Source organism: Photobacterium sp. AWH4_225 (assembly GCF_056158405.1).
Genome location: NZ_JBSWTF010000004.1, coordinates 992,172 through 1,017,629, shown reverse-complemented (window position 1 = coordinate 1,017,629; position 25,458 = coordinate 992,172). Strand labels below are relative to the sequence as shown.

At 48.5% G+C, this 25,458-nt stretch carries 28 protein-coding genes; 11 read left to right on the top strand and 17 right to left on the bottom strand.

Annotated features, from left to right (window positions below; translation table 11 throughout):
* Positions 1 to 70: 70 nt before the first annotated feature.
* Together ACXAD4_RS21870 and ACXAD4_RS21865 are read right to left on the bottom strand one after the other, a co-directional pair.
* The gene (locus ACXAD4_RS21870) at positions 71 to 571 is read right to left on the bottom strand and encodes an N-acetyltransferase family protein (protein ID WP_475244084.1); all 501 of its coding nucleotides are present in this window, start codon (positions 569 to 571) and stop codon (positions 71 to 73) included.
* 90 nt (positions 572 to 661) lie between these two features.
* Positions 662 to 1,747, bottom strand: a complete 1,086-nt coding sequence (locus ACXAD4_RS21865) for an aminotransferase class I/II-fold pyridoxal phosphate-dependent enzyme (protein WP_475244083.1) — start codon at positions 1,745 to 1,747, stop codon at positions 662 to 664.
* A gap of 392 nt (positions 1,748 to 2,139) precedes the next feature.
* On the opposite strand from ACXAD4_RS21865, the gene ACXAD4_RS21860 reads away from it, so the two are divergent.
* The 4 genes from ACXAD4_RS21860 (at position 2,140) to ACXAD4_RS21845 (ending at position 5,559) form a co-directional block, all read left to right on the top strand.
* Positions 2,140 to 2,811, top strand: a complete 672-nt coding sequence (locus tag ACXAD4_RS21860) for a hypothetical protein (RefSeq protein WP_475244082.1) — start codon at positions 2,140 to 2,142, stop codon at positions 2,809 to 2,811.
* A gap of 60 nt (positions 2,812 to 2,871) precedes the next feature.
* Entirely contained in the window at positions 2,872 to 4,245 is a 1,374-nt protein-coding gene (locus tag ACXAD4_RS21855) for a serine hydrolase domain-containing protein (protein ID WP_475244080.1), read from the top strand.
* A gap of 205 nt (positions 4,246 to 4,450) precedes the next feature.
* Entirely contained in the window at positions 4,451 to 4,705 is a 255-nt protein-coding gene (locus ACXAD4_RS21850) for a hypothetical protein (RefSeq protein ID WP_475244079.1), read from the top strand.
* Between the two features lie 221 nt (positions 4,706 to 4,926).
* Positions 4,927 to 5,559, top strand: a complete 633-nt coding sequence (locus ACXAD4_RS21845; protein WP_475244078.1) for a LysE family translocator — start codon at positions 4,927 to 4,929, stop codon at positions 5,557 to 5,559.
* A gap of 20 nt (positions 5,560 to 5,579) precedes the next feature.
* On the opposite strand, the gene ACXAD4_RS21840 is transcribed toward ACXAD4_RS21845, so the two are convergent.
* Positions 5,580 to 6,095 carry a hypothetical protein gene (locus ACXAD4_RS21840; protein WP_475244077.1) on the bottom strand — a complete coding sequence of 172 codons (516 nt, stop codon included), beginning with the start codon at positions 6,093 to 6,095 and terminating at the stop codon, positions 5,580 to 5,582.
* 115 nt (positions 6,096 to 6,210) lie between these two features.
* Between ACXAD4_RS21840 and ACXAD4_RS21835 the strand changes: the two genes are divergently transcribed.
* On the top strand, positions 6,211 to 6,687 hold the full coding sequence (locus ACXAD4_RS21835; protein WP_475244076.1) for a GNAT family N-acetyltransferase: 477 nt from the start codon (positions 6,211 to 6,213) through the stop codon (positions 6,685 to 6,687).
* Positions 6,688 to 6,699: 12 nt separating this feature from the next.
* Positions 6,700 to 7,017, top strand: a complete 318-nt coding sequence (locus tag ACXAD4_RS21830) for a DUF4144 family protein (protein ID WP_475244075.1) — start codon at positions 6,700 to 6,702, stop codon at positions 7,015 to 7,017.
* A 35-nt stretch (positions 7,018 to 7,052) separates the two neighbouring features.
* On the opposite strand, the gene ACXAD4_RS21825 is transcribed toward ACXAD4_RS21830, so the two are convergent.
* Positions 7,053 to 7,496 (bottom strand): hypothetical protein, encoded by a 444-nt coding sequence (locus ACXAD4_RS21825; protein WP_475244074.1) that lies wholly within the window; start codon positions 7,494 to 7,496, stop codon positions 7,053 to 7,055.
* Positions 7,497 to 7,803: 307 nt separating this feature from the next.
* Here ACXAD4_RS21825 and ACXAD4_RS21820 point away from each other — a divergent pair, with 307 nt between their 5' ends.
* Together ACXAD4_RS21820 and ACXAD4_RS21815 are read left to right on the top strand one after the other, a co-directional pair.
* Entirely contained in the window at positions 7,804 to 8,241 is a 438-nt protein-coding gene (locus tag ACXAD4_RS21820) for an Sbal_3080 family lipoprotein (protein ID WP_475244073.1), read from the top strand.
* A 337-nt stretch (positions 8,242 to 8,578) separates the two neighbouring features.
* On the top strand, positions 8,579 to 9,163 hold the full coding sequence (locus ACXAD4_RS21815; protein WP_475244071.1) for a hypothetical protein: 585 nt from the start codon (positions 8,579 to 8,581) through the stop codon (positions 9,161 to 9,163).
* 132 nt (positions 9,164 to 9,295) lie between these two features.
* Here the strand turns inward: ACXAD4_RS21815 and ACXAD4_RS21810 are convergent, their stop codons facing one another.
* The 11 genes from ACXAD4_RS21810 to agaR (ACXAD4_RS21760) all read right to left on the bottom strand — a co-directional run bounded on the left by ACXAD4_RS21810 (position 9,296) and on the right by agaR (ACXAD4_RS21760) (position 19,974).
* Positions 9,296 to 10,429 carry a hypothetical protein gene (locus tag ACXAD4_RS21810; RefSeq protein ID WP_475244070.1) on the bottom strand — a complete coding sequence of 378 codons (1,134 nt, stop codon included), beginning with the start codon at positions 10,427 to 10,429 and terminating at the stop codon, positions 9,296 to 9,298.
* Positions 10,430 to 10,789: 360 nt separating this feature from the next.
* Positions 10,790 to 11,644, bottom strand: a complete 855-nt coding sequence (locus ACXAD4_RS21805) for a tagatose bisphosphate family class II aldolase (protein WP_475244069.1) — start codon at positions 11,642 to 11,644, stop codon at positions 10,790 to 10,792.
* Positions 11,635 to 12,837, bottom strand: a complete 1,203-nt coding sequence (nagA, locus tag ACXAD4_RS21800) for an N-acetylglucosamine-6-phosphate deacetylase (protein WP_475244068.1) — start codon at positions 12,835 to 12,837, stop codon at positions 11,635 to 11,637. The genes ACXAD4_RS21805 and nagA overlap by 10 nt, the downstream gene beginning before the upstream one ends.
* Positions 12,827 to 13,267 (bottom strand): PTS galactosamine/N-acetylgalactosamine transporter subunit IIA, encoded by a 441-nt coding sequence (agaF, locus tag ACXAD4_RS21795; RefSeq protein ID WP_475244067.1) that lies wholly within the window; start codon positions 13,265 to 13,267, stop codon positions 12,827 to 12,829. Before agaF ends, nagA begins: the two co-directional genes overlap by 11 nt.
* A 103-nt stretch (positions 13,268 to 13,370) precedes the next feature.
* Positions 13,371 to 14,255, bottom strand: a complete 885-nt coding sequence (gene agaE, locus ACXAD4_RS21790; RefSeq protein WP_475244065.1) for a PTS N-acetylgalactosamine transporter subunit IID — start codon at positions 14,253 to 14,255, stop codon at positions 13,371 to 13,373.
* Complete coding sequence (gene agaW, locus ACXAD4_RS21785; RefSeq protein WP_475244064.1) at positions 14,245 to 15,027, bottom strand: PTS N-acetylgalactosamine transporter subunit IIC; 783 nt, start codon at positions 15,025 to 15,027, stop codon at positions 14,245 to 14,247. Before agaW ends, agaE begins: the two co-directional genes overlap by 11 nt.
* 18 nt (positions 15,028 to 15,045) lie before the next feature.
* Entirely contained in the window at positions 15,046 to 15,519 is a 474-nt protein-coding gene (gene agaV / locus ACXAD4_RS21780; protein ID WP_475244062.1) for a PTS N-acetylgalactosamine transporter subunit IIB, read from the bottom strand.
* A 37-nt stretch (positions 15,520 to 15,556) separates the two neighbouring features.
* Positions 15,557 to 16,738, bottom strand: a complete 1,182-nt coding sequence (locus ACXAD4_RS21775; RefSeq protein ID WP_475244061.1) for an SIS domain-containing protein — start codon at positions 16,736 to 16,738, stop codon at positions 15,557 to 15,559.
* Positions 16,738 to 18,039, bottom strand: coding sequence for a D-tagatose-bisphosphate aldolase, class II, non-catalytic subunit (locus ACXAD4_RS21770; protein ID WP_475244060.1), 1,302 nt, complete (start codon positions 18,037 to 18,039; stop codon positions 16,738 to 16,740). Before ACXAD4_RS21770 ends, ACXAD4_RS21775 begins: the two co-directional genes overlap by 1 nt.
* An 8-nt stretch (positions 18,040 to 18,047) precedes the next feature.
* A complete protein-coding gene (gene agaR, locus ACXAD4_RS21765) occupies positions 18,048 to 18,824 on the bottom strand; it encodes a transcriptional repressor AgaR (protein WP_475244059.1) in 777 nt (258 codons plus the stop codon).
* 382 nt (positions 18,825 to 19,206) lie between these two features.
* Positions 19,207 to 19,974, bottom strand: a complete 768-nt coding sequence (gene agaR / locus ACXAD4_RS21760; protein WP_475244058.1) for a transcriptional repressor AgaR — start codon at positions 19,972 to 19,974, stop codon at positions 19,207 to 19,209.
* Positions 19,975 to 20,257: 283 nt separating this feature from the next.
* Between agaR (ACXAD4_RS21760) and ACXAD4_RS21755 the strand changes: the two genes are divergently transcribed.
* Positions 20,258 to 21,019, top strand: coding sequence for a sulfite exporter TauE/SafE family protein (locus ACXAD4_RS21755; protein ID WP_475244056.1), 762 nt, complete (start codon positions 20,258 to 20,260; stop codon positions 21,017 to 21,019).
* Positions 21,020 to 21,106: 87 nt separating this feature from the next.
* On the opposite strand, the gene ACXAD4_RS21750 is transcribed toward ACXAD4_RS21755, so the two are convergent.
* On the bottom strand, positions 21,107 to 22,084 hold the full coding sequence (locus ACXAD4_RS21750; protein ID WP_475244055.1) for an NAD(P)H-dependent oxidoreductase: 978 nt from the start codon (positions 22,082 to 22,084) through the stop codon (positions 21,107 to 21,109).
* A 144-nt stretch (positions 22,085 to 22,228) separates the two neighbouring features.
* Here ACXAD4_RS21750 and ACXAD4_RS21745 point away from each other — a divergent pair, with 144 nt between their 5' ends.
* Positions 22,229 to 23,128, top strand: a complete 900-nt coding sequence (locus ACXAD4_RS21745; RefSeq protein ID WP_475244053.1) for a LysR substrate-binding domain-containing protein — start codon at positions 22,229 to 22,231, stop codon at positions 23,126 to 23,128.
* Here the strand turns inward: ACXAD4_RS21745 and ACXAD4_RS21740 are convergent, their stop codons facing one another.
* The gene (locus tag ACXAD4_RS21740; RefSeq protein ID WP_475244052.1) at positions 23,129 to 23,872 is read right to left on the bottom strand and encodes a FadR/GntR family transcriptional regulator; all 744 of its coding nucleotides are present in this window, start codon (positions 23,870 to 23,872) and stop codon (positions 23,129 to 23,131) included. It abuts the gene before it with no gap.
* 233 nt (positions 23,873 to 24,105) lie between these two features.
* On the opposite strand from ACXAD4_RS21740, the gene ACXAD4_RS21735 reads away from it, so the two are divergent.
* On the top strand, positions 24,106 to 25,365 hold the full coding sequence (locus ACXAD4_RS21735) for a M20 family metallo-hydrolase (RefSeq protein WP_475244051.1): 1,260 nt from the start codon (positions 24,106 to 24,108) through the stop codon (positions 25,363 to 25,365).
* Positions 25,366 to 25,458 lie beyond the last annotated feature (93 nt).

Here is a 25,458-nt window from a genome sequence, read left to right as displayed (position 1 = left end):
TATCCTGTAATCGCCCATTTCATGAGGATTAATATATCACTAAGTGAGCTGGATAGATGCTAAATACCCATTACAAAAACTTCTCAATCAGCACTTCGTCAACATACTCGCCACGAACCTTGGCATGTTTTTTCGCCGTGCCAATTACCTCGAAGCCTTGGTTCAAGTAGGTAGCCAGCGCTCTTTCATTATCGCTGCGCACGTAGGCAAATAGCTTCTCGTAACCTTTGGTCTTCGCAATCTCGAAGGTTGTCTCGAACAAACGCTTGGCAACCCCTTGGCGGCGGAAGCTGGCGTCGACAAACGTACCGATAATGCCGACATGGTCAAACACACGCGTATAGTCGGCAAAAGGCTCGACAGCCTGGAAACCAGCAATCTGATGGCTTTCGTCATGTTGGGCGACAGTTAGGATGCCTCGCTCTGGGAAGTTGCGGATAAACTCTTGTTCTTCCTCTGGAGTGAAGGTGGTGTCCAATACGGTGTATAAACCTTCTTCCACAATGGGGTTGAGGACATGGGTCATGCCCTCGGCATCATCAATACTTGCGAGTCGAACGTTGAAGCTCATTGTTATCTGCTCTTTTTTGCTTTTAGGGCAAGATGTTACATCAAGCCGTAATTAGTTGGTATAGCGTAATTTTGATCGTATCGAGAAAAATTACTGGGTGCTCTGAAGCCTAACTCTTAACTGGTGCAGATCCCTGTCATTCCCCACAATACGTAACCGAGCATATTCTTTGTCCATGGTTGGGCTGGTAATGTCAAAGTGCTTGCCACAGCATGACAGAATGCCTATCTGCTTAAGTGCTTCTGCCATTTTAACCCCAGGTTTATGAACCAGCATGATTGGGGTTTGCTCTGATGTCGGCACGATATTGAAGCCATGGGTGTGGAGAATATCCATCACGGCACGCTTGAAAGCGATGGTCTTTGCTTGGTTGTCAGTAACAAAGGCATTGGCTTTTGGCAAAATATGGCAGGCGATCTTAAGCGCGGGCAACGATGGGGTAAAAACCGTGACCGCAGCTTGAAGGTAGGGGGTAAGCGTTGGCGACGAAACAATGTAGCCAAGACGCAACCCTGCCAAGCCAAGTCCTTTGGAGAAGGTTCTGAGTACCACAAGGTGGCTGTAGTGTTCGCACTCATTCACCATTGATTGCTCTTGGGTTAGGAACTCGCCGTAGGCCTCGTCGATGATCAGTAAGCTGCCAGCTTGCTCGCACACCTGGCATAGCGACAGTAAATGCGCTTTGTCGTAAATCCTGCCAGTGGGGTTGTTCGGGTTATCGATGTACACCAAGGTTGGCTGCTCGCGCAGGATCTTATTCTCCAGCGCACCAAACAAGTCATTGTCGCTGTTGAAATCAAACATGTTCAGGGCTTGGTAACTACCGCCCACCAATTTGAACTCAGAGACCCCTTCGACAAACTGTGGCCCGATACCAATCATAGTTCTATGCTGGTGGTCGATCAGCTTATTGAATATCAGCTCCAGTCCGCCCAATGACCCAGTCGTAAAGGTGAGATCATCACTGCTTACCCCAAGGTAACGCCCGACTAAATGGCTCAGCTGTGCGAGATTGCTGAAGCTGTAGTACTCGTTGATTTCATCGAGGATCTCAAGCATTTGATCTGGCGAAATATGCGGTGCGCCGAAAGGGTTTGAACCCAATGCGCAATCAATGGTGTATATCGGGGTGACATACGACGCCTGATCATTTTCTAACTTGCTGTTTAATTTCACGCTCAACATCCTTGGTTATTGCTAAGCAGCGATATCACGATATCGCTGCCTATGGGCTTTCACAAAATCTAACCTCAGGGTGTCCATTCTTCCGTTTTATCAATAGGTCAATTGGCGACAGATGATCTATTTCCTCGCCACGATGTTATGTCGCGAAATGACCTATTTGTGCTGATGCAGTGTGGGTAATATTTGCGCAGAAATTCAAATGTGTGTTTTTCCAGCACCTCCAAGGGCTGGATCTTTTGACCATCTTAGCTGCCCTGCGGGGTAGCCTCTTTTTTGTCTTCGTTATTACTTTAGGTATCAGCGTTGGTATTGAGATGAATCTATGAGGTCCGTTATTGGAAGTAAGCATTTAGATATGGGTGTTTTTACCTCTGGAACCTTGAATGAAAAAAATATTGCTAGCTGCGGCCACTATTGCAGCTACTGCCACTGCTCACGCCGATGTGACCAGCGGAGAAGAAAAGAATGCTGAAGACCCAACCAAGATCATCACCCGAGCAGGTGCTGGCTGGACCAATTCCGGCATTCGATTTAACGGTTCGCTCGGCCTTGATGAAGCGAGAATGATCAATGTCTCCATTACCGACGACGGTGATGAGTGGAGTGTTGGCGGATCTTGGCTGTTCGATATCGGCATCTTAAATGTCGATGTGCGCAAGTCGGACTTTGGCGATGGCAACATTAATACCTCGTATAGCGCGGGTACTTACCTACCGCTTGAGAGTCACCCATGGGGTTGGATGCCGTTTGTTACCTTCGGCTACAGCTACAACGATGGTGAAACCATGGAAGATGGCGTGAAAGAGAAGGTTCGCAGCCACGCCGGTTATCTCGGCATGTTTGCGATTAAGCCATTTAACGAAAAATGGACCGGTATCGCTGTCCTCGGTACCACCCAGGGCCAAAACAACTACTCGTCCTATTGGGGAGGTGCGGGGCTCAGCCATCAGCTAACCCCATCTCAATCGATCAACGTGGTGGGTATTGCGGTTGATAGCTCGCTTTACGGCAGTGATCAGCGTCTGAATTTGAATTATCGCTACGAGTTCAAGTAGCGCGTGATTGTACGTATCCATCCTTATTTCTTGTATCAATAATCCAATAAGGAGCCCTTTATGAAGCTGAAAAATATTGCACTGTTGTTAGCGCTAGCGACTTCAACCTATGCTTCTGCCGATATTCCTGCCCCAATGAAAGAGGCACTGAAAGTACCCGGTGCCGATGTGACCTTTGATGTTGAGCGTGCCAAGCAGCCATTCAGCCCGCAATTTGCGACTGAAGCCCAGCAAGCCTTCAATAACTTCCACCTGCAGATGGGAGGTGACCATGCGGTGTACTACAACGGTCACATGACTGAAGTTATGAACTCGGCACTGTCTCGTCCGAGCGAAGATTACAAGCCGCTTGCGCGCAATATCAACAACCGTATTGGCGATTTGAAAGCTCAAACTGGCCAGGGCACATTGTCGCTCGACGAGTACATGGAAAACCCGATGTTCCGTACTCAGGCGATGATCATGGTTCACAAAGGCCAAGTAGTGTATGAAGCCTATCCGGGGATGAACAAAAATGATCGCCATATTTGGTACTCATCAGCCAAAACAACCGTGGGCTTGGTGATGGCTAAGTTGGTTCAGGCGGGCAAGGTCGACGTGAACAAGGTCGTACCGGAATATATTCCTGAACTAAAAGGCACAACGTGGGACGAGATCACCGTTAAGAGTGTACTGAACATGGCGACAGGGTTGGATAACGAAGAGACCCTCCAGTCAATTCTAAACCCAGACTCTCCGGTAGTGCGCTACTTTGCTGCTATTACAGGTTCACCAAGGGCGTCGACAGGCGAGTTTGAAGATTGGCTAACCGATGTTGCGGTTGATCAGGAAAAACTGGAAGGCGAAAAGCAGGGAGAGGTATTCCGCTATGCTTCCATCAACACCAGTATCCTGACCCAGATTATCGAGAACGTAGAAGGCAAAACGTGGGCGAAGATTTTCGAAGAGAAAGTATGGTCGAAAATGTATGCACGTGAACCTGCGGTATTCGGTCTAGCGCCTAACGGCCATGCTCTGGCATTGGGTTTGATGCAAACCACACCGGAAGACATGGTTCGTTTCGCTACGTTGTTTACCCCTAGCTGGAAAGCGGTTGCTTCTGAGCAAGTGGTAACGCCTGAACTAATTGATCTGATCCGTGGCGAAGCCGATTCAGAGCGATACGTAGGAACAGCAAAAGAAGCTTCTTCGGTATCTTCTTTCCAAGATAAAGCACAAGGCAACGGTTACCAGTTTGACTTCATCTACGATGACGGGGCAATTGCCAAAAGCGGTAACATGAACCAGATGATCTACATGGATCCTGAGCGTGACTTTGCCGCGATTGTGGTTTCAACCAGCCCTTACCACTCGGGCTATGGTGAAACTAAAGCCCCAGCTTATATGCGTCTGGCGGCCAAATACCTAAACGGTGAGCTTGCTATTACTCAGTAACGCCTTCTCGCTAATATAAATGAACAATAACCCCGCATTATTTTGTTATTAATTAATGCGGGGTTTTTAATGCCTAAAGCAATACATTGTTATTATGATAAGATGTTGATATTAAATGTGATTTGACAGTTATATAACAGACAGATTTGTTAGCAGTGATATGGTTGGCTTATCAATAAGCTCTATATATAAATCAAAGCAATCAATGAAAAAATATCTACTTGTCGCATCATTTGCGCTATTAACCAGTTTTGCCAGTTATGCAAAACCTACTGTTATTGTTAAGCCAGGCAATGGTCACAAGCACCCTCCCCACCGTGTAGCCAAGCAGTACATGCCACCTAAAGGTAAATGCCGTTTGTGGTATACCAGCAGGCCCGCCCACAAACAGCCGAAAGTGGGTAGCTGTAAAAAGCTCGGAAAGAAAATTCCACGTGGAGCAGTGCTGATCCGCGGGTGATCATGGATCAGACAAGCTAAATATTAGAGAGCGCTGGTGAGGATAATGTCCTGCCAGCGCTTTTTCTTATATACCAATAATCGGGGGAGGGTATTTGGCGAAAGTCGTGAAGACTTATGATCGGAATACGGCTTTGCAGATCAATATATTGCCTTTATAAACAATATAGTGATACTGGCAGGATAGTCGGCTCTTACTTTGCTTTATTGGGATGGTTGGAAATGGAAATTCTGTTGGTTCTTGCTCATGTAGCCTTGATTTGGATTCTTGCTGTGGCGACACCGGGAGCCAATGTACTTTTAACCATTAATACCGCGCTGCAACACAACCGAACCTTGGCGATGTTTTCTGCCTTAGGGGTCAGTACTGCCATCTTGCTTTGGGCATTTTTCGGTGGCTCAGGTTTGGTTATCTTGCTGACGACTTTCCCAGAACTGTTTAGCGTGATGAAAGTGGTAGGCGGTAGTTACCTATTGTATTTGGGGCTTCGTCAGATTTACCAAACCCGAAAAACGAAAAGGTTAGGTGAGTTGCCGCAGGGCCAATCACTGAATTCTCCATCGAACCGAAAGGTATTCATCACCGCATTCTTTACCAGTATCCTAAACCCAAAAACAGGTTTCTTTGTGGTCAGCCTGTTTAGTGTGTCTATTCCAGGTGCTATGACCATTTCTATGATTTTGGCTACCATGCTAACTATGTCAGCTATTACACTTTGCTGGCACGCTTTTCTCGCCGTGGCCTTCTCACATCAATCAGCGAAAAGTGTTTATGCGCGCATTTCAGGTGTGATGGATTATGTTACTGGCGGGCTATTTACCTTATTTGGTATCAAGGTAATGGCATCATCATAATAGTCGCGTTAACTACCAGATTAAGTGACTCGCCTTAATTTACTCTTGGCCTTATCGAACATGAATGGGATAAGGAAAATCGCGAAACAGACCAACCAAGGTCGCACATCATCTTTAACGTAGATGCTATATCCTGCTGCTGCCAGCAGGTAGATAAAGGGTATGGTTTTACTGTGCGCCTTGAGGGAGCTCAATGCCAGAAAGTACCCAGCAATGGTATTCAAACCTAGCCATATTAATGACTCAGTTGCACCGATTGAATTGCTCAGTGGTGCTGGAAGGTAAACCTGAGAGTATCCGCTCATTGGGGTAATCATACTAGCCGCTAGATGAATACTGATACCCGCACTCAACCCGGCGGCAATAGGCTTACTGTAATTGGAGCGCAGCAATACCATCATAATAAGAGGTAATAGCACACTGTGGGTGAGGATAGAGCGGTGATGGAGCAGGGACATCAGCTGCTTATCAACATCAGGCCAATATAGGCCGAGATATAGAAACAGCGCGAAAACCACCAAGAGTAAGTGCTTCATGAAATGTCCCTTTCAAAAAGAAAATAATAACTTAGCTGGACAATAGTGGGTAGGGGGATGGCGTGATATCTTGAGGAACTCAACATATCAAGCGGTTTTGTGGCAAAGAGGGAATATGGACATTTCATTATTAGCGGATCACCCAGATGAGGCGCCAAAGATAGCAAAATGGTACTTTGACGAGTGGTCTCATATTGCACCTAATATTACTGAAGCTGCGTTACTCGAGAAGGTTCTAGAGAAAGCGGTAAATCGTGACAAGGTACCAATGGCTTTCGTTGCCCATATAGACAATGACTTAGTGGGCGTTATCGAACTGAAGCTACGTGAAAATAAGAACTACCTCGAATATGAAAATTGGATTGGTGGGGTATTCACCAACCCGGCGAACCGAGGGCAGGGGATTGCAAGCACACTGTTAGAGCACGCAAAAGGTTTAGCGCCTGAGTTAGGCATCCAAGAGCTGTACCTACAATGTGAAAGCTTCAATGTTGGCTTGTATGAAAAGCACGGCTTTACCGCGCTGCATCAAGCGAAACACCATGACATAGAAACGACAATCATGGTGTGGCATTCAGAAACCTCAGCATAAAAGAGAAAACCTATGATCCAATGGCCTTGTATATTCAAACTCGACGGTGATGATGAGCTGCTTTACCTCGCCTCAGAAGCGAGCCTCATCGCTGAGTTTGAGTCACTTATCTGGAGCGATGATGACTATCTAATCGATAGCCAGGGGCAAGGCTATAAGGTGCGTGAGGCTCAAGCGGGCGTTTTTGCCTATGAGCCTTGCGGCAACCCGCTTTCTGTCTCGGAGGTTACCGAGCTGATTCAGGCACACGAGTTTTCAAAAGCGGAAGTCTGCCTAACCAAGATTCAGTTCTTGTCTATCAGTGATGCGATTAGAGCTTTGGCTGTTTAGCTATATGGCTTAGCGATATGGCTTAGTGATGTGACTCAGCGTGTCGTCCTGAAACCATCGCTCCACACTAGCGCCCGATAACAGGGGCCAATAGTATCGCTGCATTCAGAAGAATGTACCGCAAGTAAGAGTACTGGCTGCCCTTCAAAATCGACAACTTCCCATTTATTAGCCAGAAATTCATAGGGTTTTCCATCCACAACTACCCATAAGAACGTGCCACCAGAACCGCCCCACATTGAAGACGACGTTGAGCAGGCAAACTGCGATGCGTCCACGATTTCTTCTGGTTGGCCGTCACCGGTTAAGTCATGCAATGAGATAGCCTGTTCTGTTGCGTGGAATTCACCGTTCTCAAAACGAGCGCATTCTTCTTTAGCATTTTGAACAATCTCGCTCGCGGCTGGGGACGGATCTGCGGCAAAAGCAAATGGGGACAAACAAAGAAAAATCAGGCTGATAGTTAGAAGGGACTTCATTCAAGCGTTCCTATTTTCACTGCACGGCACATTAAATGTAGCAATGAAGAATGAAAAAGCCGCCATCATTAGAACGGCTAGGATTTTGAAACAATTACTTAAAAGGAAACCATTGCTCCCTTCATTTGAAACCCTCTAAAAGCTCAAATGTTCTAGAAGGTTGTGATTTCAAGATTAGCTCAACAGATGAGGCTGTTATCTTGCGGTCATAATATGACATATATTGGGTATTGTTATTAATCTTATTTCATACGGCTATGGTTTTGACTAAAATTATTCCTGTTCAAGAATATCTAGGGATAAGATTATGAAATTTAATACAATAATAGTAGTTTCTTTGGTGGCATTATCAGGTTGTACGTCGATAAAAGTGGATCCAGTATCGAGTGAGTACAACCTTTCTCATGTTTGTATAGAAAGGAACCCTAAAGTACAGGTTAGTGAGTTTTTACCTGTGGTCGAAGATAGGTTTCAATATCATGGCATTACCACTCAGGTAGTTGATGCCACGTTACCTTCTTGTGAATACAGGTTGACCTATACAGCATTAAGATCTTGGGATTTCACACCATATTTATCACATGCAGAGTTGAGACTCTATAAAGGATATAAGCAGATCAGCTACGGTGAGTTTCATCTTAATGGAAAAGGTGGTTTAGCGCTTACTAAGTTCGATAGTGTGGAGACGAAGATGACACCAGTTGTAGATCAAATGCTTGGTAAGCAGGTGAATTCAACGAATTAGCATGCACAATATATAAAATGATTGAGGTACATACTTGCAACGCTTGGCGGTTTTGATTGATTCGGCTTGGGGGCTGAGATGGTTAATTTGAATTAGGTAGTTGATTAATACGTTGTCTGAATATACCACCGAAGTGCAGACGACTAATGAAGCTCTATTCATGTCGAGAGCGATAGGGAGATGAAGGCCGCTATCATCAGAACAGCTAGGATGTTGAGAAACTAACTTTAAGATAAATTTGTCCTCAGTTCGTCACCACAATAAAGGCTATTGATACAGTTGAACGTGATATGTTGAAAATTCCAATATATGAAGCTGTTAGAATTTTTAGGAAACTATGAAGAATATTGAAATTAAAGATATCTTGAGGTTCGCTGACTCTTTGAAGAGTGAAGACCCCGAGCACACATATCACCGTTCTTATCGCCATTTCGTAAAGTATTTCAGTGACAAGGATACTCTTACAGAGCAAGACTTGGTTATTGGTGCAAATTTCACTTATGGGTGGATGCCAACAATCATGAACTTCAAATCGAATAACTTTGAAGAGTCGCTGAATATACTAAACAAGGCAAAGTTGCCTGAACGAATTTCAAGTGATGAAATCCTTGCTTTAAAGTCATTGGTAAACAACTCTCTTGTTGGCGCTTCAAAACTTCTACATTTCGTAAACCCAAGTGTTTATGCGATTTGGGACAGCAGGGTGTGCTATTTCATTCTTGGCAAGTCTCACAAGTACATTATTGAAAAAGTAGATTTGTACTGTGAATACTTAGACTTATGTGGACGAGTAGCATCAGAACCAGAATTTAAGGAAATACACACTGCTTTCGAAGACTCGGTCAATTACGAAGTTGCAGAGTTTAGAGTCGTTGAGCAACTGATGTTTGTTAATAGCAGTACAACGATAGCAAAATTCTAACAGGGCTAACCGAAAATTTTAAAAGCCCCGACTAAGGGGCTTATTCATGTGGGAACCTCGGCACCGTACCGCGCTGTAGGGCATGACGCCCCCTTAAACTTTTTCCCCGTATTACTAGACGGGGCGCTATATCTACTGCTGCTCTGGTTGTTGCTCTGGTTGTTGCTCTGGTTGTTGCTCTGGTTGTTGCTCTGGTTGATTGCTTTTATTAACAGTAGTGTCAGTAGTAACTATATCAACAATGTTCGATATATTTTTAAATGTAGAGATAGAGTAAAAAGTAAGTATTGAGAAAATTATAAGTATATAAAATCTAAAATCTCTAAATATTTTTTTTGGTTTATCATTGAAAAGGGAGATAGTTGAAATAAACAAAATTAAAATCATACCTATAGAAATAAGTATTAGCGGAGTGTTTGCCTTGTCAGAATTAAAAGATGAAGCGGCAGCAGTGATTATAAATGTGATCACTGCGCTGAAAACACCAAGGTTTTCAATATTTTTCTTACTTTGATTCTCGTACTCTTCCTTAACTGACTGCTTAACTTCTCTTTCAATTTTTGAAGCCAATGCTTCTGTATGTTTACGGTCGTTAAGTCTCTCTCTGAACAATAGAGAACTATTGTTAAAGAAAGGATTCTTTTTATATGCAGGAAAGGATTGTATGAAATCTATTTGTTTTTCAGCGTGAAAATAATCCCCATCCTCTAAGGTTTTTTTAAATATTCTAATTTCATAATTGTATGTATCTTTGATAATGTCGTTATAGCTTCCACCCCATTCATCTATACACTTTCGATAGTATCGAATAGCTTTAAACTGATCATCACCTTTTTGGTCTATTAGTATATGAGCTACTGTATGGACAAATTCAATATTATATGGGTATAGCTCAATTAATCTTTCGGCATCACATTTAACTAGTTTCGGGTTTCTTGTGATATTCCAAAGCAATTCAATTCGGATAAACTCTAAAGCTTCAAGAGAGGCTAAAGGAGCATTTTCTAATCTTTCATCAATTATGGTAACTAAACTAGTCGAAAATTCATATTTAGCTAAAATATCAAAAAACTTCCAACATTGTCTTGTCCATGTTACTGCCCAAGTAGTTTTATTATAGTTTCCAATCTTAACAAACTCACTCAAATACTCCCTAAAACTATTAACAACCAAATCATAGTCTTCGCTATCAAGCGCATCAGATAGTGCGTCTTGTTTTTCATTTATGATTTTATGAATTTGATTGATTTTCTTTGCTTTGTTCACTTCTAACACCAACAAACATATAAGAATATATTTAGCAGAAAATGTCCAAATCTACCTTTTGGTAAAAAACATAGTGCGCTAAATAGTTGTTATGCCAAGCGCCTGACTTAGCTTGCTTTTTCAAGCCACTCATTCACATAACATATTAATTCTCTTATTTTTGCATATGAGTGTTGGCAAAACCATACTCATGAGGCTTGAAAGTTAGTGACTTGTTCAGAAGGCGATTTAGGTCAAACAAAGTGAAGTTTGATCGGGCTGGTTTTGCTGCTATGTCTCTCAAAATCAGGTTCTATTGAAGTACCGATACAAAAATGCCAGCACAAGGCTGGCACTTTTAGTGGATGATAGAGGTAAACCTTAAATCCTGCCCTCACTGCCACACATGCGGATCTTGTCGATGACCACTTGCTTCATCGCTTCTTTGCCTGGGACGATATATTTACGTGGGTCGTTGGCATCTGGGTGCTCGGCGAAGTGCTTCTTCACCGCATCAGCAAAGGCGATTTTGAGCTCAGTTGCTACGTTGACTTTGCATACTCCAAGTTCGATACAGCGGCGCACCATTTCATCCGGCACGCCAGATGCGCCGTGCAGTACCAATGGGATATCGACCACTTCGCGGATCTGGGCCAAGCGCTCGAAGTCTAGCCGCGGTTCGGATTTGTACATGCCATGGGCGGTACCAATGGCAACGGCCAGTGAGTCGATACCTGTGCTGCGAACAAATTCAGCGGCGGAAGATGGGTCGGTGAGCAGGGCATCGGCACTGTCGACAATCAAGTCATCTTCCTGTCCGCCAAGGCGACCGAGCTCGGCTTCGACACTGGCATCGAAGCGGTTACAGTGCTGAACAACACTGCGCACGATGTCGATATTCTTGTCGAAGGCATAGTGAGAGCCATCAATCATTACCGAGCGAATGCCGTGTTCAACCTTGGTGCGAATATCAGCCAACTCTTCGTGGTGGTCGAGGTGCAATACCAATGGGATCTGATGCTTATGGGCGGCTTCTTTGCAGATGCTGACCAAGTAATCGGTGCCTGCGTATTGGTAGGTGCCCGGTGTACCCGCCAGAATTACCGGGGAGCCCATTTCCGAGGCGGTTTCTACGATAACCTGAACCGTTTCTAGGTTATGGATATTAAATGCAGGAACAGCATAGCCACCGACTTGTGCGCGCTTGAGCATTTCACGAGAAGAAATTAGATACATACAGCCTCCTGGCTACAAACATGGTCAGCGTCAAATACAAGGTTGCCGTTAACCCAGGTTTTAGAAATATTGTGGTTAGGGTGCAGCGCGACCATAGAGGCCTGCTTGCCGATCTCTAGGCTGCCGCAGCGGCTATCGAGACCGAGAGATTTTGCGGGGGTGAGAGAAGCCCGCAGCCAAGCCTGCTCCAGTGGCAGGTTTAGCCATTGCATAAGGTTGAACACCGCGTTGGGCAGGGTCAGGGTGCTGCCTGCCAAGCCACCGCTGTCTGTGGTAGCAATACCGTCTTTGACATTGACCAGATACTCGCCCAATTGGTACTGGCCGTCTGGCATGTTGGTGGCGCGCATCGCATCGGTAATGAGCGTCAGGCGCTCGCCACAGCAGCGATGGGCGATATCAATCGCGGTTGGGTGAACATGGTGGCCATCGGCGATCATCTCGACATAGCTGTGCGGATGGCAAAGCCCAGCGCCGACAACGCCGGGATCCCGGTGGTGCAAGCCGCGCATGCCGTTGTAGCAATGGACAATGCCGTTGGCCCCAGCATCCAAGGCTTGCTGTACCTGATCAAAGCTGGCATCGCTATGGCCGAGCATCACCTTGATACCTTGTGAATGCAGGTATTTGATCGCCTTGATGGCCCCGGCTTTTTCCGGCGCAAGGGCGACTGCCAGCAGTTGGTTGTCGGCATAGGAAATCCAGCTGTCCAGCTCGTCGACATCCAACTCGCGGAACCACTCGGTTGGGTGGGCACCGCGGTTTTTCTCGGTGAAATAGGGGCCTTCTAAATAGGCGCCTAGCAGTTCGGCACCATCGACACCTTGCTGGCGGCTTTTGCCCACTTGGGCCAGTGCTGCCTGGATCGCCTTCACCGGGCCGGTAACCGTGGTGGCGACAAAGCCGGTTACGCCTAGGCTGGCGAAAAAGACCGACATGGTATTGAGGCTTTCATGGCGGGCATCCATCACATCGCAGCCCACCGCGCCATGGACATGGCTGTCGATAAGGCCGGGTAGCAGATACTGCTCGCCTAAATCGGTCACGTCGCGCTGAAATTCATAGGCCAAAGAGGAGAAGGGCGCAATGGCGACGATAACCCCTTGGCTGTCGACACTGACTACTCCGTCTTCTAGCCACTGTGTGCCAGCAAGGACTCGGGCGGCGCGGTAATGGCGGAGATCAGATCCCATCTTCAATGGCTTCCTGTTGCTGTTGTTCCTTGCTTGTCATTTCAGCGGCAAGGCTGGTGATCCCGCGGTGGCCACAGGCCAAGGCTTGATCACGAAATTCGATAAGGGTTAGCTCGTCACGTTCTAGCAGCATTTCCGCGGCCATCTGCAAGTTGGTGCCAGTGACCACTTGGACATCGTCGCGCTCTTGGCTGATCAGCGAGGCGGAGCGGAACGGTGTGCCACCCAGAAGGTCGGTCAGAAAGACAATGCCTTCGCCGGAATCGAGCTCTTGCACGGCTTCGCGCATGGCTTTGTCGAGCTGGGCAGTGGTGCATTCCACCGGGAAATCAATGGCCCGAAATTGGGTTTGCTGACCAATGATTTGTTCAATGGCTTGCTCGATGCCAGAGGCAAAACCACCGTGGCCTGAAAGAATGACTGCGATCATGTTGTTGTTCCTGCGTGAAGGGCCGGCCAGTTCCGGCCCTTTAGGTTTGTTTCAGTTTTGTCTTGCTGTTGTTGTTTCTGTTTTGGTTCTGTTGCTAACAGCCTTATAGGATGCCCAGCATGCGGCCTGCGACACCGACGATAACGGTGATGCCGATAAGGCGTAGCGGGCTCCAGCCACGTTTCACCAAGGTGTACATCGCCAAGGTGTAAAGCAGTGGCAGGAAGGCGGGCATCAGCTTGTCGATCACATCAGCCTGCAACTTGACCACGGCATCACCAGCGGTGATTTCAGCGGTGGTAGAGAGGCGGACATAGGTTGCGACCAAGGCACCGATTACCGTCATACCGACCATGGAGGCGGCGTGGCCGACCTTCTTGGTGTTGGCCTTGATCATCGGGATAGCCGCGACACCCATCTTGTAGGCGTAGTGGGCCAAGCCGAAGCGCAAGCCAAAGTGGACAGCGTTGAACATCACCATGAAGAAGATCGCACCCATGATGGAGCCTTGCAGCGCAAGGTCAGCACCGATACCGCCACAGATAGGCAGCAGGGTGAGCCAGAACATGGCATCGCCAATCCCGCCCATCGGCGCACCGACCGCGATCTTGGTACTCTGGATACTGCTGATGTTCTGCTTGGAGCGCTCCATCGCCAGGATGATCCCCATCACGAAGGTCACCAGGAACGGGTGGGTATTGAAGAAGCCCATATGCCCCTGCATCGCTTTGGAAAGGTCAGCCTTGTTGGTGTGGATCTTTTTCAGCGCGGGCAGTAGGCCATACAACCAGCCAGATGCCTGCATACGCTCGAAGTTGAACGAGGCTTGCAGTAACAGTGAGCGCCATGCCATGCGGTTGATGTCCGCTTTGGTCAGCTCTGCACCCACTTCCTTGTTTTCATACTCATCCGGGGCGACTCCCGGAGCCGGTTGCACGTCGGTGTTGGTAGGACGTACGTTCATTTCGTCGCTTACATTAGATGCCATCTTCGTAGTCCTCTGCTGTCGGTGCGGTGGTCACAGGTGTGGGTTCTGACTTGCGCATGTAGTCGATGATTGCCATCGCGGTTGCGGCACTGGCGATTGCCAGAATGGGCAGCTCAATCCATGCGGCAGCAACAAAGCCAAGGATGAAGTAAGGGATATAGGCGTTCTTCATCATGATTTTCATCAGCACGGCGAAACCAATCGCAGGCATGATGCCCCCGGCGACGCCCAGCCCGTCAATCAGGGTTTTAGGCAAGGCTTCGACGATGTTCCCGGCGTGCTCTGCTCCAAGGAAAACCGGTAGGAAGGCGCAGAGGAAGTAGAAGGTGCCCAGTACCGCAAGGGCAAAGTAGTTAACGCGCTCGATACCGTCGGTGTCTGCATTCTGGGCATACTCATCACACTTCGACATCACGGCTGACATTGCCGAGAACAGCAAGGTGATACCCATCTGAACCGCGACAGCAAAAGGTACTGCGACCCCTACCGCGACGTTTGGCTCGACCCGGGTGGTAATGGCAAACGCCGTACCGACAATGGTGCCGATGATGACGTTAGGTGGCTGTGCGCCAGCAAGAGGGGCAAGGCCCATCCAAATCAGTTCCAGCGTACCACCGACCAGAATACCGGTTTGCAGATCCCCGAGGATCAGGCCGACCAGCGGGCCGAGTACCACCGGGCGGTGGAAGTGGGTAAGACCATTGAACAAGTCTAACCCGGCTAGAAAGGCAAGGATGCCAAGCATCAATGCTTGTAAAAATCCTATTTCCATAACGGTTGTCCTTATGAATTAGAGTAGGGTAAAGAGGTCTGTTGCACTTTCGGTGGGCACTCCCTGTACGGTGCAGGTCACGCCCAGTGCTTTTAGTTTGTTGAATTCCTCGATGTCGTCGGCATCAACCGAGACAGTCTTGGCAATGTGGTTCTTTCCTTCCACGTAATGCATGTTGCCGACGTTGATGTTTTTCACGGGTACACCGCCTTCAACCAGCATGCGGAATTCTTTGGGGGTCTTGCAGACCAGCAGGATGCGCTGGCGGTCTGCGGCTTTGTGGATGGTGTCGATGGTCTTTTGCACGGTCCAGAAGCGGATGGCGATACCATCGGCCAGCACCATTTCCATCAGGTTCTGCTGGATGGTGTCGGTAGCGACTTCATCGTTAACCACCACTATGATATTGGCGTCAGCAAATCCCACCCATTGCACTCCAACCTGGCCATGGACAAGACGCTCATCAATTCGGCTTAGTACGATATTCGGCATAATTCATTCCTTTTTATTTTTGTTTATCGCTATTGGATTACAGTGAGTACGGGTGAATGGTGACGCCCTGTACGACTCGGTTTACCTCTCCGGTCGGGCATGGGTTATCTGGCCCAAGACCAAGCTGGAGAGACTTTTCAAAGGCCAACATCTGGCTAAACAGGATGTAGGGGAAGCAAAGCCAGCTGTCAGGAAGTTCAGGTTGCTCAAGTTCAAATACAAGTTCGCCATCTAAGCGGCTGCCGCTCAGGGCAATGTGGATCCCAACTTGGTTGTCGTTGTCGATTTCGTTGTAGAGATCCAGATCGTATTGGCGGGTATACGGGTTATTCGATAGGTATTGGATCACCACAGCCTGATCGCTAATGGTGAATTTCGGCCCATGGCGGAAGCCCAGCGACGAGTCGAAGGCGGTCATGACTTTGCCTGCGCTTAGCTCCAAAGATTTGAGCGAGGCTTCGCGGGCTACGCCTGCCAAGCCGCCGCTGCCAAGGGTGATCAGGCGCTGGTAAGGCTGGGCGGCCAGTGTTTTGACGGTGTCTTGCCACTCGTTGATTTTGCCTTCGCACAGGGTAGCGACTTGGGCGATATGGGCATTGCGCTGCGCTTGGCTTTCACTGCCGAAGATAGAGATAGCCGCCATCAGCATGCAGCTGAAGCTGGAGGTCATGGCAAAGCTCTGGTCATTCGAGCCGTCTGGCATGTGCAGGCAGAAGGCGTTGTCATGGCTGTTGGCGTGGCGCGACAGCTGGCCTTCTGGGTTGCAGGTCAGAAATAGGTGGTAGCTGTTTTCAACCAATTGATCGACCAGCTCGACAGCAGCAACACTCTCTGGGCTGTTGCCGGAGCGGGCAAATGACACCAGCAGGGTCGGGCTCTCTGGGTCGAGGTATTCGGTTGGGTTCGAGACCAAATCCGTGGTTGGAATTGAGGCAACGTTAAATCGGTTGTTGGCCTGGATAAATGGGGCTGCTGCGTCACCGACAAAAGCTGATGTTCCTGCTCCGGTTAGGATAATACGCAGTTTGGGTTCAACCAGCAGCAAGTCGAGGAACGCCCGCAAGTTAGCATTTTGGCTGTCTAGCTGGTCATCGAGTTGGTTATCGAGGAGCTTGGCCAGGTTACGCCATAGCGCAGGCTGGTGGCTGATTTCTTTGGCAGTGTGAATGCCGTTGCGCTCGGTCAGCCATTGGTCGCTGTAGCCCAAGAACGTAGTCATTAGATGTGCTCCTTAATTAAAGCGGAATTGGGGAAACAGGCACGCGCATAGATATCGGTGACTTCCATCACCTTGTGAATCGCTATATCCCTTGGCGAATTGCTCAGGAGATGTTGTGAAATAGCTTTTGCTTGGTTCGGCAAGTACTGGCTGAGAATCGTCAGGGGGATTGGGTTTTGGGTCAGATTCTCAAACAGTTTCTGCTGTGCCTGTTGTACGTCGGCGTGGCTCCAGTAGTAGCGGATGCGGTCACTCAAGCTGTAGGTACAGTCGAGATACTGCTGGTGGCCGCGGCTATGGTAATGCTGGCGCCAGTAATCGGGTTCTTCGTGCATCACTTGCTCGATGGTGCTTCGCAAATGAGCGGCTTGTTGCGGGCCCAGCCATTCTTGCTCGGCACGGTCGAGGGCAAACAAGGCTTCGCGCAGGGCAAAGGTCAGGGCCGGGCCTACCTTGAGGATGGCAAAGTGATCTTCTACCAGCTGGGCGAAGGTATCCGGTGTCTGGTAATCGGTCGAGTGGGCTTCGAATACCAAATGCGGCTGGCTTTCGATCATTTTGCTCAGTGGCTTGGCTAGCTCGCGCTGGTAGTGGTGAACCGAATGATGGTCAAACTCGACGCCCGGCTGTACCACCAAGCCGATCACCCGAGGCCACACATAGCCCAAGCCGATATCGGAAAACGCCTGATGGTGGGCGTTGAGGGTTTCCAGTGCTTGCTCTGGTTGGGTAACGGCCAAGCCTTCCAACGATTCCAGTGCACCGCCCGGTGTCGGGACTTCGGTTCCAATGACGTAAACTGGCGCCTCTCCACCGCACTCTTTCCAGTTTTTCTCTGCAACTTCGCACAGTTTGGCGGCACGTTTAGCCATAGTCAGTTCACTGAGCGGCAAGCTGTCATCGGCACAAGGCATCGAGCAATCGAGATGGATCTTCTTGAAACCGGCTTTGACGTACTCGGCGATCAACACTTCTGAGCGTGCCATCGCCTCATCAGCGGCTAATGATTGCCAGCAGTTCGGGCCAAGGTGATCACCCCCAAGCACAATACTGTCGCGGGGAAAATTTATGCTGTCGGCTAACTCAAAGACTCGCTCGGCAAAATCACTCGGGGTCATTCCGGTATAGCCACCATATTGGTTGACCTGGTTAGACGTCGCCTCAATCAGCACCAGCTGGTTGTCTTGCTTGGCTTGGCACAGGGCTGCCTCAAGCACCAGTGGATGGGCTGAGCACACGGAGTAAACCCCGACGGCCTGTCCTTGTTTGTGTGCTGAGATAATGTCGAGTAATGGTTTCATCTTGAGTCCTAGCAATCTGTTTTATCAGCAATAATGACGTCAACACCGAGTGCCTTGAGGGCGGATAGCGTCTCTTCGGGGATCTCGCTGTCGGTGATCAGGGTGTCTATCTGCGAGGCGGCGCGGATCATGCAAAAGCTCTTTCGGCCAAATTTGCTGGAATCGGTAACCGCAATGATTTGGCGCGACACGTCGCACATCGCCCGGTTGATTTGCGCTTCGTGTTGGTCTGGCGTGGTGATCCCGGCTTCCAAGTCGAAGCCGTCGACACCGAGAAAGAGTTTGTCGAACAGGTAGGCACGCACCTGGGTTTCGCCTTGGTGACCGGTCAGCGAGCAGGAGGAGCGGCGCAGGTTGCCACCAACCACATGCAGGTCAATGTTGTCGTACCCGCTCAGCTGGTAGGCGGTGTTGAGCGCATTGGTCATCACTACCAGTTGTTGCTGCTGGGTGAGGTACTGCGGCATTTTGGCGATGGTGGTGCCGGAGTCGAGAATAATGGCCTCGCCATCTTTGACCAAAGCAGCGGCCACTTTGGCGATGCAGTCTTTTTGATCGCGGTTGATCTGGCCTTTGCGGTGCAGGGGTTGGTCGAACGCAAAGTTGGGGTTCAACGTTGCGCCGCCGTAACAGCGGAACACGCAGCCTTCTTTCTCCAACAGGTTGAGATCGTGACGGATTGTGACAGCAGAGACGTTGAATGTTTCAACGAAATCATCCACTTTGCCCGCGCCGTTTTGGCGGATTTGCATCATGATTTTTTGTCTGCGTTCGGCACTTGTCATAACACCCTCAACATCCTTTCATTCTTTTTCGTTTTTCAGTAGAAAATGTTTCATTTCCTTTTGGTTCTTATTCAAGCACTGGTTAGAAAGAAAAAAGCGAAGGGAGATCACAGTGGCAAAGCGAAGGATTTTTTAGTCAAAACCCTTTCGTTTTGCCTGAAACGAAAGGTTGAGTTTTTCGGTTTGGTGGGAATGTAGACAACAAAACCCTTTATTCTTACGGGTTATTCAGTGGTGGAATGAAAGCTGGATGAATATGCAGACGAGTGATGGCATTTCGGAGTTAAGCCTGCTTGAGATCACAAAATTGATATTCATATCAAAAACATGAACTCAAAGGTATGCAGGTGAGGTATCGCTAATAGAAAGGAGGGCGGCCGGATTAATCAACAATAATGATCTCTACCCCAAGCTGGGTGAGTTGTTCGACATAGTCATCTGGGATGCCGCTGTCGGTCACCAGCACATCAATTTCATCTGCTTTGGCAATCAGGCAATAGCTTTGCCTGTCGAATTTGGAGGAGTCGGTCACGGCGATAACTTGCTGGGCAACTTTGATCATGTTGCGATTGATGGCGGCTTCACCTGAATGCGGGGTGGTGATCCCCGCATGCTTATCGAACCCGTCAACACCAAGGAACAATTTGCTGAAGCGGTAATGGTTCAGCAGGCTCTCGCCACAGCCGCCATGCAGGGAATAGGAGTTCTCTCGCATCTGGCCACCGGTGACCATCACCTCAACATCGGGTTGGTTCGCTAGCTGATAAGCGACGTTGATGCCATTTGTCATCACGATCAGGTTCTTTTTGCCCTGGAGGTTGAGGGCTACCTGTTCAGTGGTCGAGCCGGAATCAATGATGATGGTATCGCCGTCTTCGATAAGCTGCGCAGCCCTTTTTCCTAATAGCGATTTGATTTCGCGGTTAAGCTGCTTCTTGTCATTGAGCGGCCGGTCGAAGGTGAACTGGTTGTTTAGGGTCGCACCACCGTAGCAGCGGGTCACACAACCTTTCTTCTCGAGGTAATTGAGATCATTGCGGATGGTAACGGCAGACACTTCGTAGCGCTCGGTGAAATAGGCTACTTCTCCCTTGCCATGCTGCTGGATAAATTCAAGGATTTCTGTTCGGCGCTGGGAAGTTGAAGGCATAGGCTGCTCGTTACCAAGGGGCAAGTCGAAGAAAGCGAAAGCAGTCCTTCGGACAGTTAAGTGCTTGTATGCCTGCTACTGTATACCAAAAATTAAGTGATTCAAAATCATAGTGTTAGTAGGTTAGGGCAAGGTCTTAAAATCGACGGAGTCGCTATGCGCAGAACAAAAAAGCCCGGTATGTATTCATGAGTAGGTTTTGTTTTTGTGATGTGGGGGTTTTTATATGAATAATCCAAAGTCTTAAAATAAGTCATCAAATCAAAGGAGTAATGACTGGCTGATGGATCAGATTTTTGAATGGTTTAAGCCCGCTGTGCTGACAGACATGCAATTTTCTATTTTGGTCTCGCTGAGTTTTGTCACGTCTGCGGTGACGGCATTGATGGGAGCCGGCGGAGGCGCATTACTGATTGCCGTTATGGCGAGCTTTATGCCTGCGGCAGCGATTATTCCGGTTCATGCGGTGGTGCAACTTGGCAGCAATGGCGGACGGTTGCTGTTGATGCGCAGGTTTGTGCTCAAGCCATTGGTAATGTGGTTTGTTGTTGGCACTGTGATAGGCGCGTTGATTGGTGGCAATATTGCGGTATCGCTCGAACCTGCCTATATCCAGTTGATCTTAGGTGGCTTCATTTTACTCAGCTGCTGGGTACCCATTACAGCGGCATTGAACGGCAAAAAAAGCCTGACGGTATTAGGCGGGCTGACCTCCTTTTTGACTATGTTTGTCGGGGCAACTGGCCCGTTTGTGATTGCTTCTATGAGGCATGTTATTGCTGATAAACAAAAGTTGGTCGGTACTATGGCCGCCTTGATGTCGGCACAGCATTTGATAAAGGCTGTCGTGTTCGGCGGGCTGGGTTTTGCCTTTGCCGATTGGGCCGGGGTTATCGTGCTGATGATACTGACCGGCTTCTTCGGCACCATGGCAGGGAAGGCGTTGCTTGAGCGAGTCTCGAATGACAGGTTCCAGGTGGCGTTGCGTATTATGCTGACGATTCTTGCGCTGAGACTGATTTGGTCTGCGCTTGGTGATATCTGATATATCTATATTGCTTGTAGAAAGTGAAGAAACAGCGCCGTCTTCGATAAGAAAGCGGCGCTGTTTATTATCTGAGGCTGTCTATTCTCAGTCGTTTTTCACTGGCTCGACAAGGTAGCCATGGATAGTGACTTTCCCTGCTTCATCCAAGCTTACCGACCAAGTCTCGTTGACCAGCAGGTTGATGCTCTCACCCTTGAGCACTGACTCTTCAAAGCTCTCCGCTAGCAGTCGGATACGTAGCTCTACCTGGTACAAGTTACCTTGAGTGTCATCTTGTGGTTTGATTTCAACTTGCTCCACCTGGTGGTCACAGCCCGGTTTGAAGGTAGCGCGGGCAATGGCATACCAGTCACGGAAACCTTCGTGGCCGATAAAGGTGCCCTCTGGCATGGTGATGTTCACATCATCGGCCAGGAACTCAGTGAAGAAAGTATTCTCTTCTGGCAGCTTGTCGAACTCGGCGAACCAGTTGGCGACAAACTTCTGGATTTTGTTATCAGCAGAGCCGGTGATAGTTTCAATTTGCGCCATTAGCTTGTCTGCATGGGCGCGGGCGCGGCCTTCTACTTCTTCTTGGGTGTTGTACACACCAGGAATATAGACCATGCGGTGGCTGTAAACCGGCTTGTGGTACACCATACCTGCAAGGTACGCAGTCTGCTGCAGCGGGTACATAAATTGCTCAACCGTAAAGTGGTTGTAGCCCAGAGGATCATAAGACTCTTCCGGCCCGCCAATGGTGAAAGACAGGATGAGATCTTTGCCTTTTAGCTTGTCGCCTTTTGAGCCGTAGGCAAAGTTGTAAGAGAAAACGTCGTCGAGATATTTCTTCAGCAGGGCTGGCATCGAGTACCAGTAAAACGGGAACTGCAGCACGACAACATCGGCTTTTAGCAGTGCTTGTTGCTCTGCCTCTACATCAATTTGGTAGTCCGGGTATAGGCTGTCTAGGCGGCGCACTTCAACGCTGTCTAATCCTTGTTGTAGTGATTCTAGGATCACTGTGTTGGTGTATGACTCGTCTAGGTTTGGGTGGCCTGAAATTACCAGTACGTTGCTCATTGTCTTGCTCCCGCTCGTATCGCTCTCGATTTGATGGGGTAAGTGTATCTAGCTAGATTGATAATTTTTAGATGATGTTTTCCTAATTAATTATTAGGATTAAGCTAATAATGTTCATTAAATCGAAAAACCTGTGAGGTTAGTTTGAACGGTGCAACCTATAACCAGTTGATGATGTTCCACACCATTGTTAACGAGGGCAGTATTTCCAGTGCAGCACGCAAGCTCGAGATCGCCCCGCCGTCGGTCAGCCAGGCGCTGAAAACCCTTGAGCAACAAATGGGGCTGCCGCTGTTTACCCGGACTACCCGGCGTATAGAGTTGACCGAGGCCGGGCATCTTCTGTTTGAGCGTACCCAAGGGGCGATGTCGGATCTCAGCTTTGCGGTCGAGAGCGTCAAGGATTTAAGTGAAGATCCCTCCGGTAAGGTGCGGATCACCACTCCTCGTTTTGCCTACCAGTACCTGCTCAAGCCGATTTATGTCGAGTTCTGCCAGCGCTATCCCAATATCCAGCTGGAAATCTCTATCAATGACGCGGCGGTCAATATCATCAGTGACGGTTTTGATATGGGGCTCCGTTTTGGTGATCGGGTTGAAGAGGGCATGGTGGCGCGCCAGCTCACGCCGCCGACCAAAGAAGCGTTGTTTGCCTCGCCGGAATATATTGATAAGCATGGTATGCCGAGCTCACCGGATGATCTCAAGCAGCACAAGCTGATCCAGTACCGTTTTATCGCGTCTAATCAATTGGCGCCGCTCAGGTTGGACAACAACGGACAAGATATTACGGTGGACATGCCGCTGGGGCTCATCGTCAACGATACCGATGTCATGGTCGATGCGGCGGTGAATGGCCTGGGCATTGGCCGGGTGATTGAACCGATGATTGATGACTTGCTGGCGGATAAACAGCTCGTGCCCGTTTTGGAACCATACTGGTACCCCTATTCTGGCCTTTATGTGTATTTCCATCAGAACACACAGAAGGCCAAGCGGGTGCGGGTGTTTATTGATTATCTGGTCGAGAAGTTGGCTAGCTGATTATTCTTGCAAAAACTTCTGTGCCACTTCGACTTCTTGCTCTTTCATCAGCTGGTGGGCGGTTTGCATGTGTTGCTGCATGATGCTTTTCGCCAGCGGTGCGTCTCCGGCACGAAGGGCTTCAACCAGTTGCTTCTGGCTTTGTATGCCTGTTTGCCACAACTCATGATTTTCAGGCTCATAGAGCTTTTTGTAGATAGTGAGATCGGTGAGCATCTGCGCGGTGAAGCGCACAATGAATTTCAAAAGCTCGTTGCTTGAGTAGCTGGCGAGCAGGCTGTGGAACTCAATGGCGGCAATATGGTGCTCTCGCTCCTGGAAGATATCGGTTGGCGGGGTGCTGTATTTATCTATTTGCGCCTCTAGCCGCTGTAGCTGCTGTTCTGATAATTTACCGGCCAGAGAGGCGGCGACATCTGGTTCTAGTGATTGGCGGACTTGGTAGAGATCGGAAATAGAAAGATCTTTAAAGAACAGGTAATTGCTCAGTAGTGATTGTGCTTTGCTTTCACCCATCTCTGCGACAAAAGCGCCGCCTTTGGGGCCAGTTTTGGTCGCCAAGATCCCTTGTGCTTCCAAAATACGCATACTCTCACGGACGGTGCTTTTCGATGCATCGAAAAGCTCCATAACCTGTAACTCGTTGGGAAGTCGATCACCAGGCTGTAAATTCTGTTCGACAATCCATGACTTGATTGACTCAGCAAGTTGTTGGGTTCGTCTGCCTTTCGTACTGCCTGCCACAATTACCTCGAAGTGCTGTGTTGCTGTTGATTTGACTTGCTGTTAGCGGTTGATTCTTACCAATATTTTATCTCTTGTCATCATTTTTTCTCATCGGAAAGACGATTAAAAAGTATGCCTATAAAGGATTATTCTCGGCAAAAGTTCATTATTTATCATGATAAATAGCTTTATTTTGATATTTATCATGATAAATTACAGCCAATCATGAGCAAAAAAAGACCGATTGATACATGACTGGACTAAAGGAATGCGCCAGCCTGACTTGGGAATGGTTGGAAGAAGTAGCAGATTGTTCGCAAACATCGAACCCCGATATTGAGGGGGTGACTCGGTTGTGTGCTTCGCAGGAGCATCGCCAAGCGAATGATAAATTACGCCAATGGATGCTGGCTGCCGGTATGCAAGTCAGATTGGATAATGCCGCCAACTTGATTGGGCGTTATCAAAGTAAAGTGCCAAATGCCAAAACGCTGATCTTCGGATCGCACCAAGATACGGTACCCAATGGCGGTAAGTACGATGGGATCCTCGGCGTTATTGCGCCTTTGGCTCTAGTTCATTATTTCAACAGCAACAATACCGAGTTGCCTTTCCACATTGACGTGATTGCGTTTAGCGACGAGGAAGGTACGCGCTTCCAGTCAACCTTGCTTGGTTCAAAGGCTATTTCGGGCACCTTTGATCCACTGATGCTTGAGGCCACGGATGCGCAGGGAATGACAATGCGCGATGCGCTAGCACAGTTTGGTTGTCGTCCTGAGCTTATCGGCAACGATGCTTACCAACCTGATGAGGTGTTGGGGTTTGTCGAGCTTCATATCGAGCAAGGGCCACAACTTGAAAGGGCGGGCTTACCGGTCGGCATTGTCAGTGCCATTACCGGTATCGAGCGCCATACCTTGTCGATAAAGGGCAAGGCAGGGCATGCCGGTACGGTACCGATGAACATGCGCCAAGATGCCTTGGTTGGCGCAGCGCAGGTTATCCATAATTTCGACCAGCTGTGTAAAAGCAAAGAGGATCTGGTTGGCGTGGTAGGGAAAATCGAAAACTACCCTAATGGCGTTAATGTGATCCCGCAGCAAACAGATATCACTATCGAGTTGCGTTCACCGAATGACAGTTCTCGACTAGCCGCTCGGCATGCACTGCTGGCGGATATTGAGATGCAGATGGAGAAATATAACCTGGGTTATGAGCACAAGCTGAGTTACGAGCAGTCTGCGGTGACATGCTCAGAAAGTTTGTCGTCGATGCTGGCACAGGCCACGTCAGCGGCAGGCATTGAGTCTAAGTATTTGTTTAGTGGCGCTGGGCATGATGGTTTGGCGGTTACGCACTTAACCGATATTGCCATGTTGTTTATGCGCTGTAAGAATGGCGTGAGCCATCACCCTGATGAAGCGATCACCCAAGCAGACTTATTGTCGTCGCTTAAGGTGCTTCAGCAGTTTTGTCTATTGCTTAGAGGCGATAGCACCTGTAGCTAGGATTGCCTACAGAGTTTAGGACAAGGCCGGCTTCATTGGCGCAATTGAAATGTGCGAAATACCAATGATAGCTGGCTGATTATTAGGTACGAC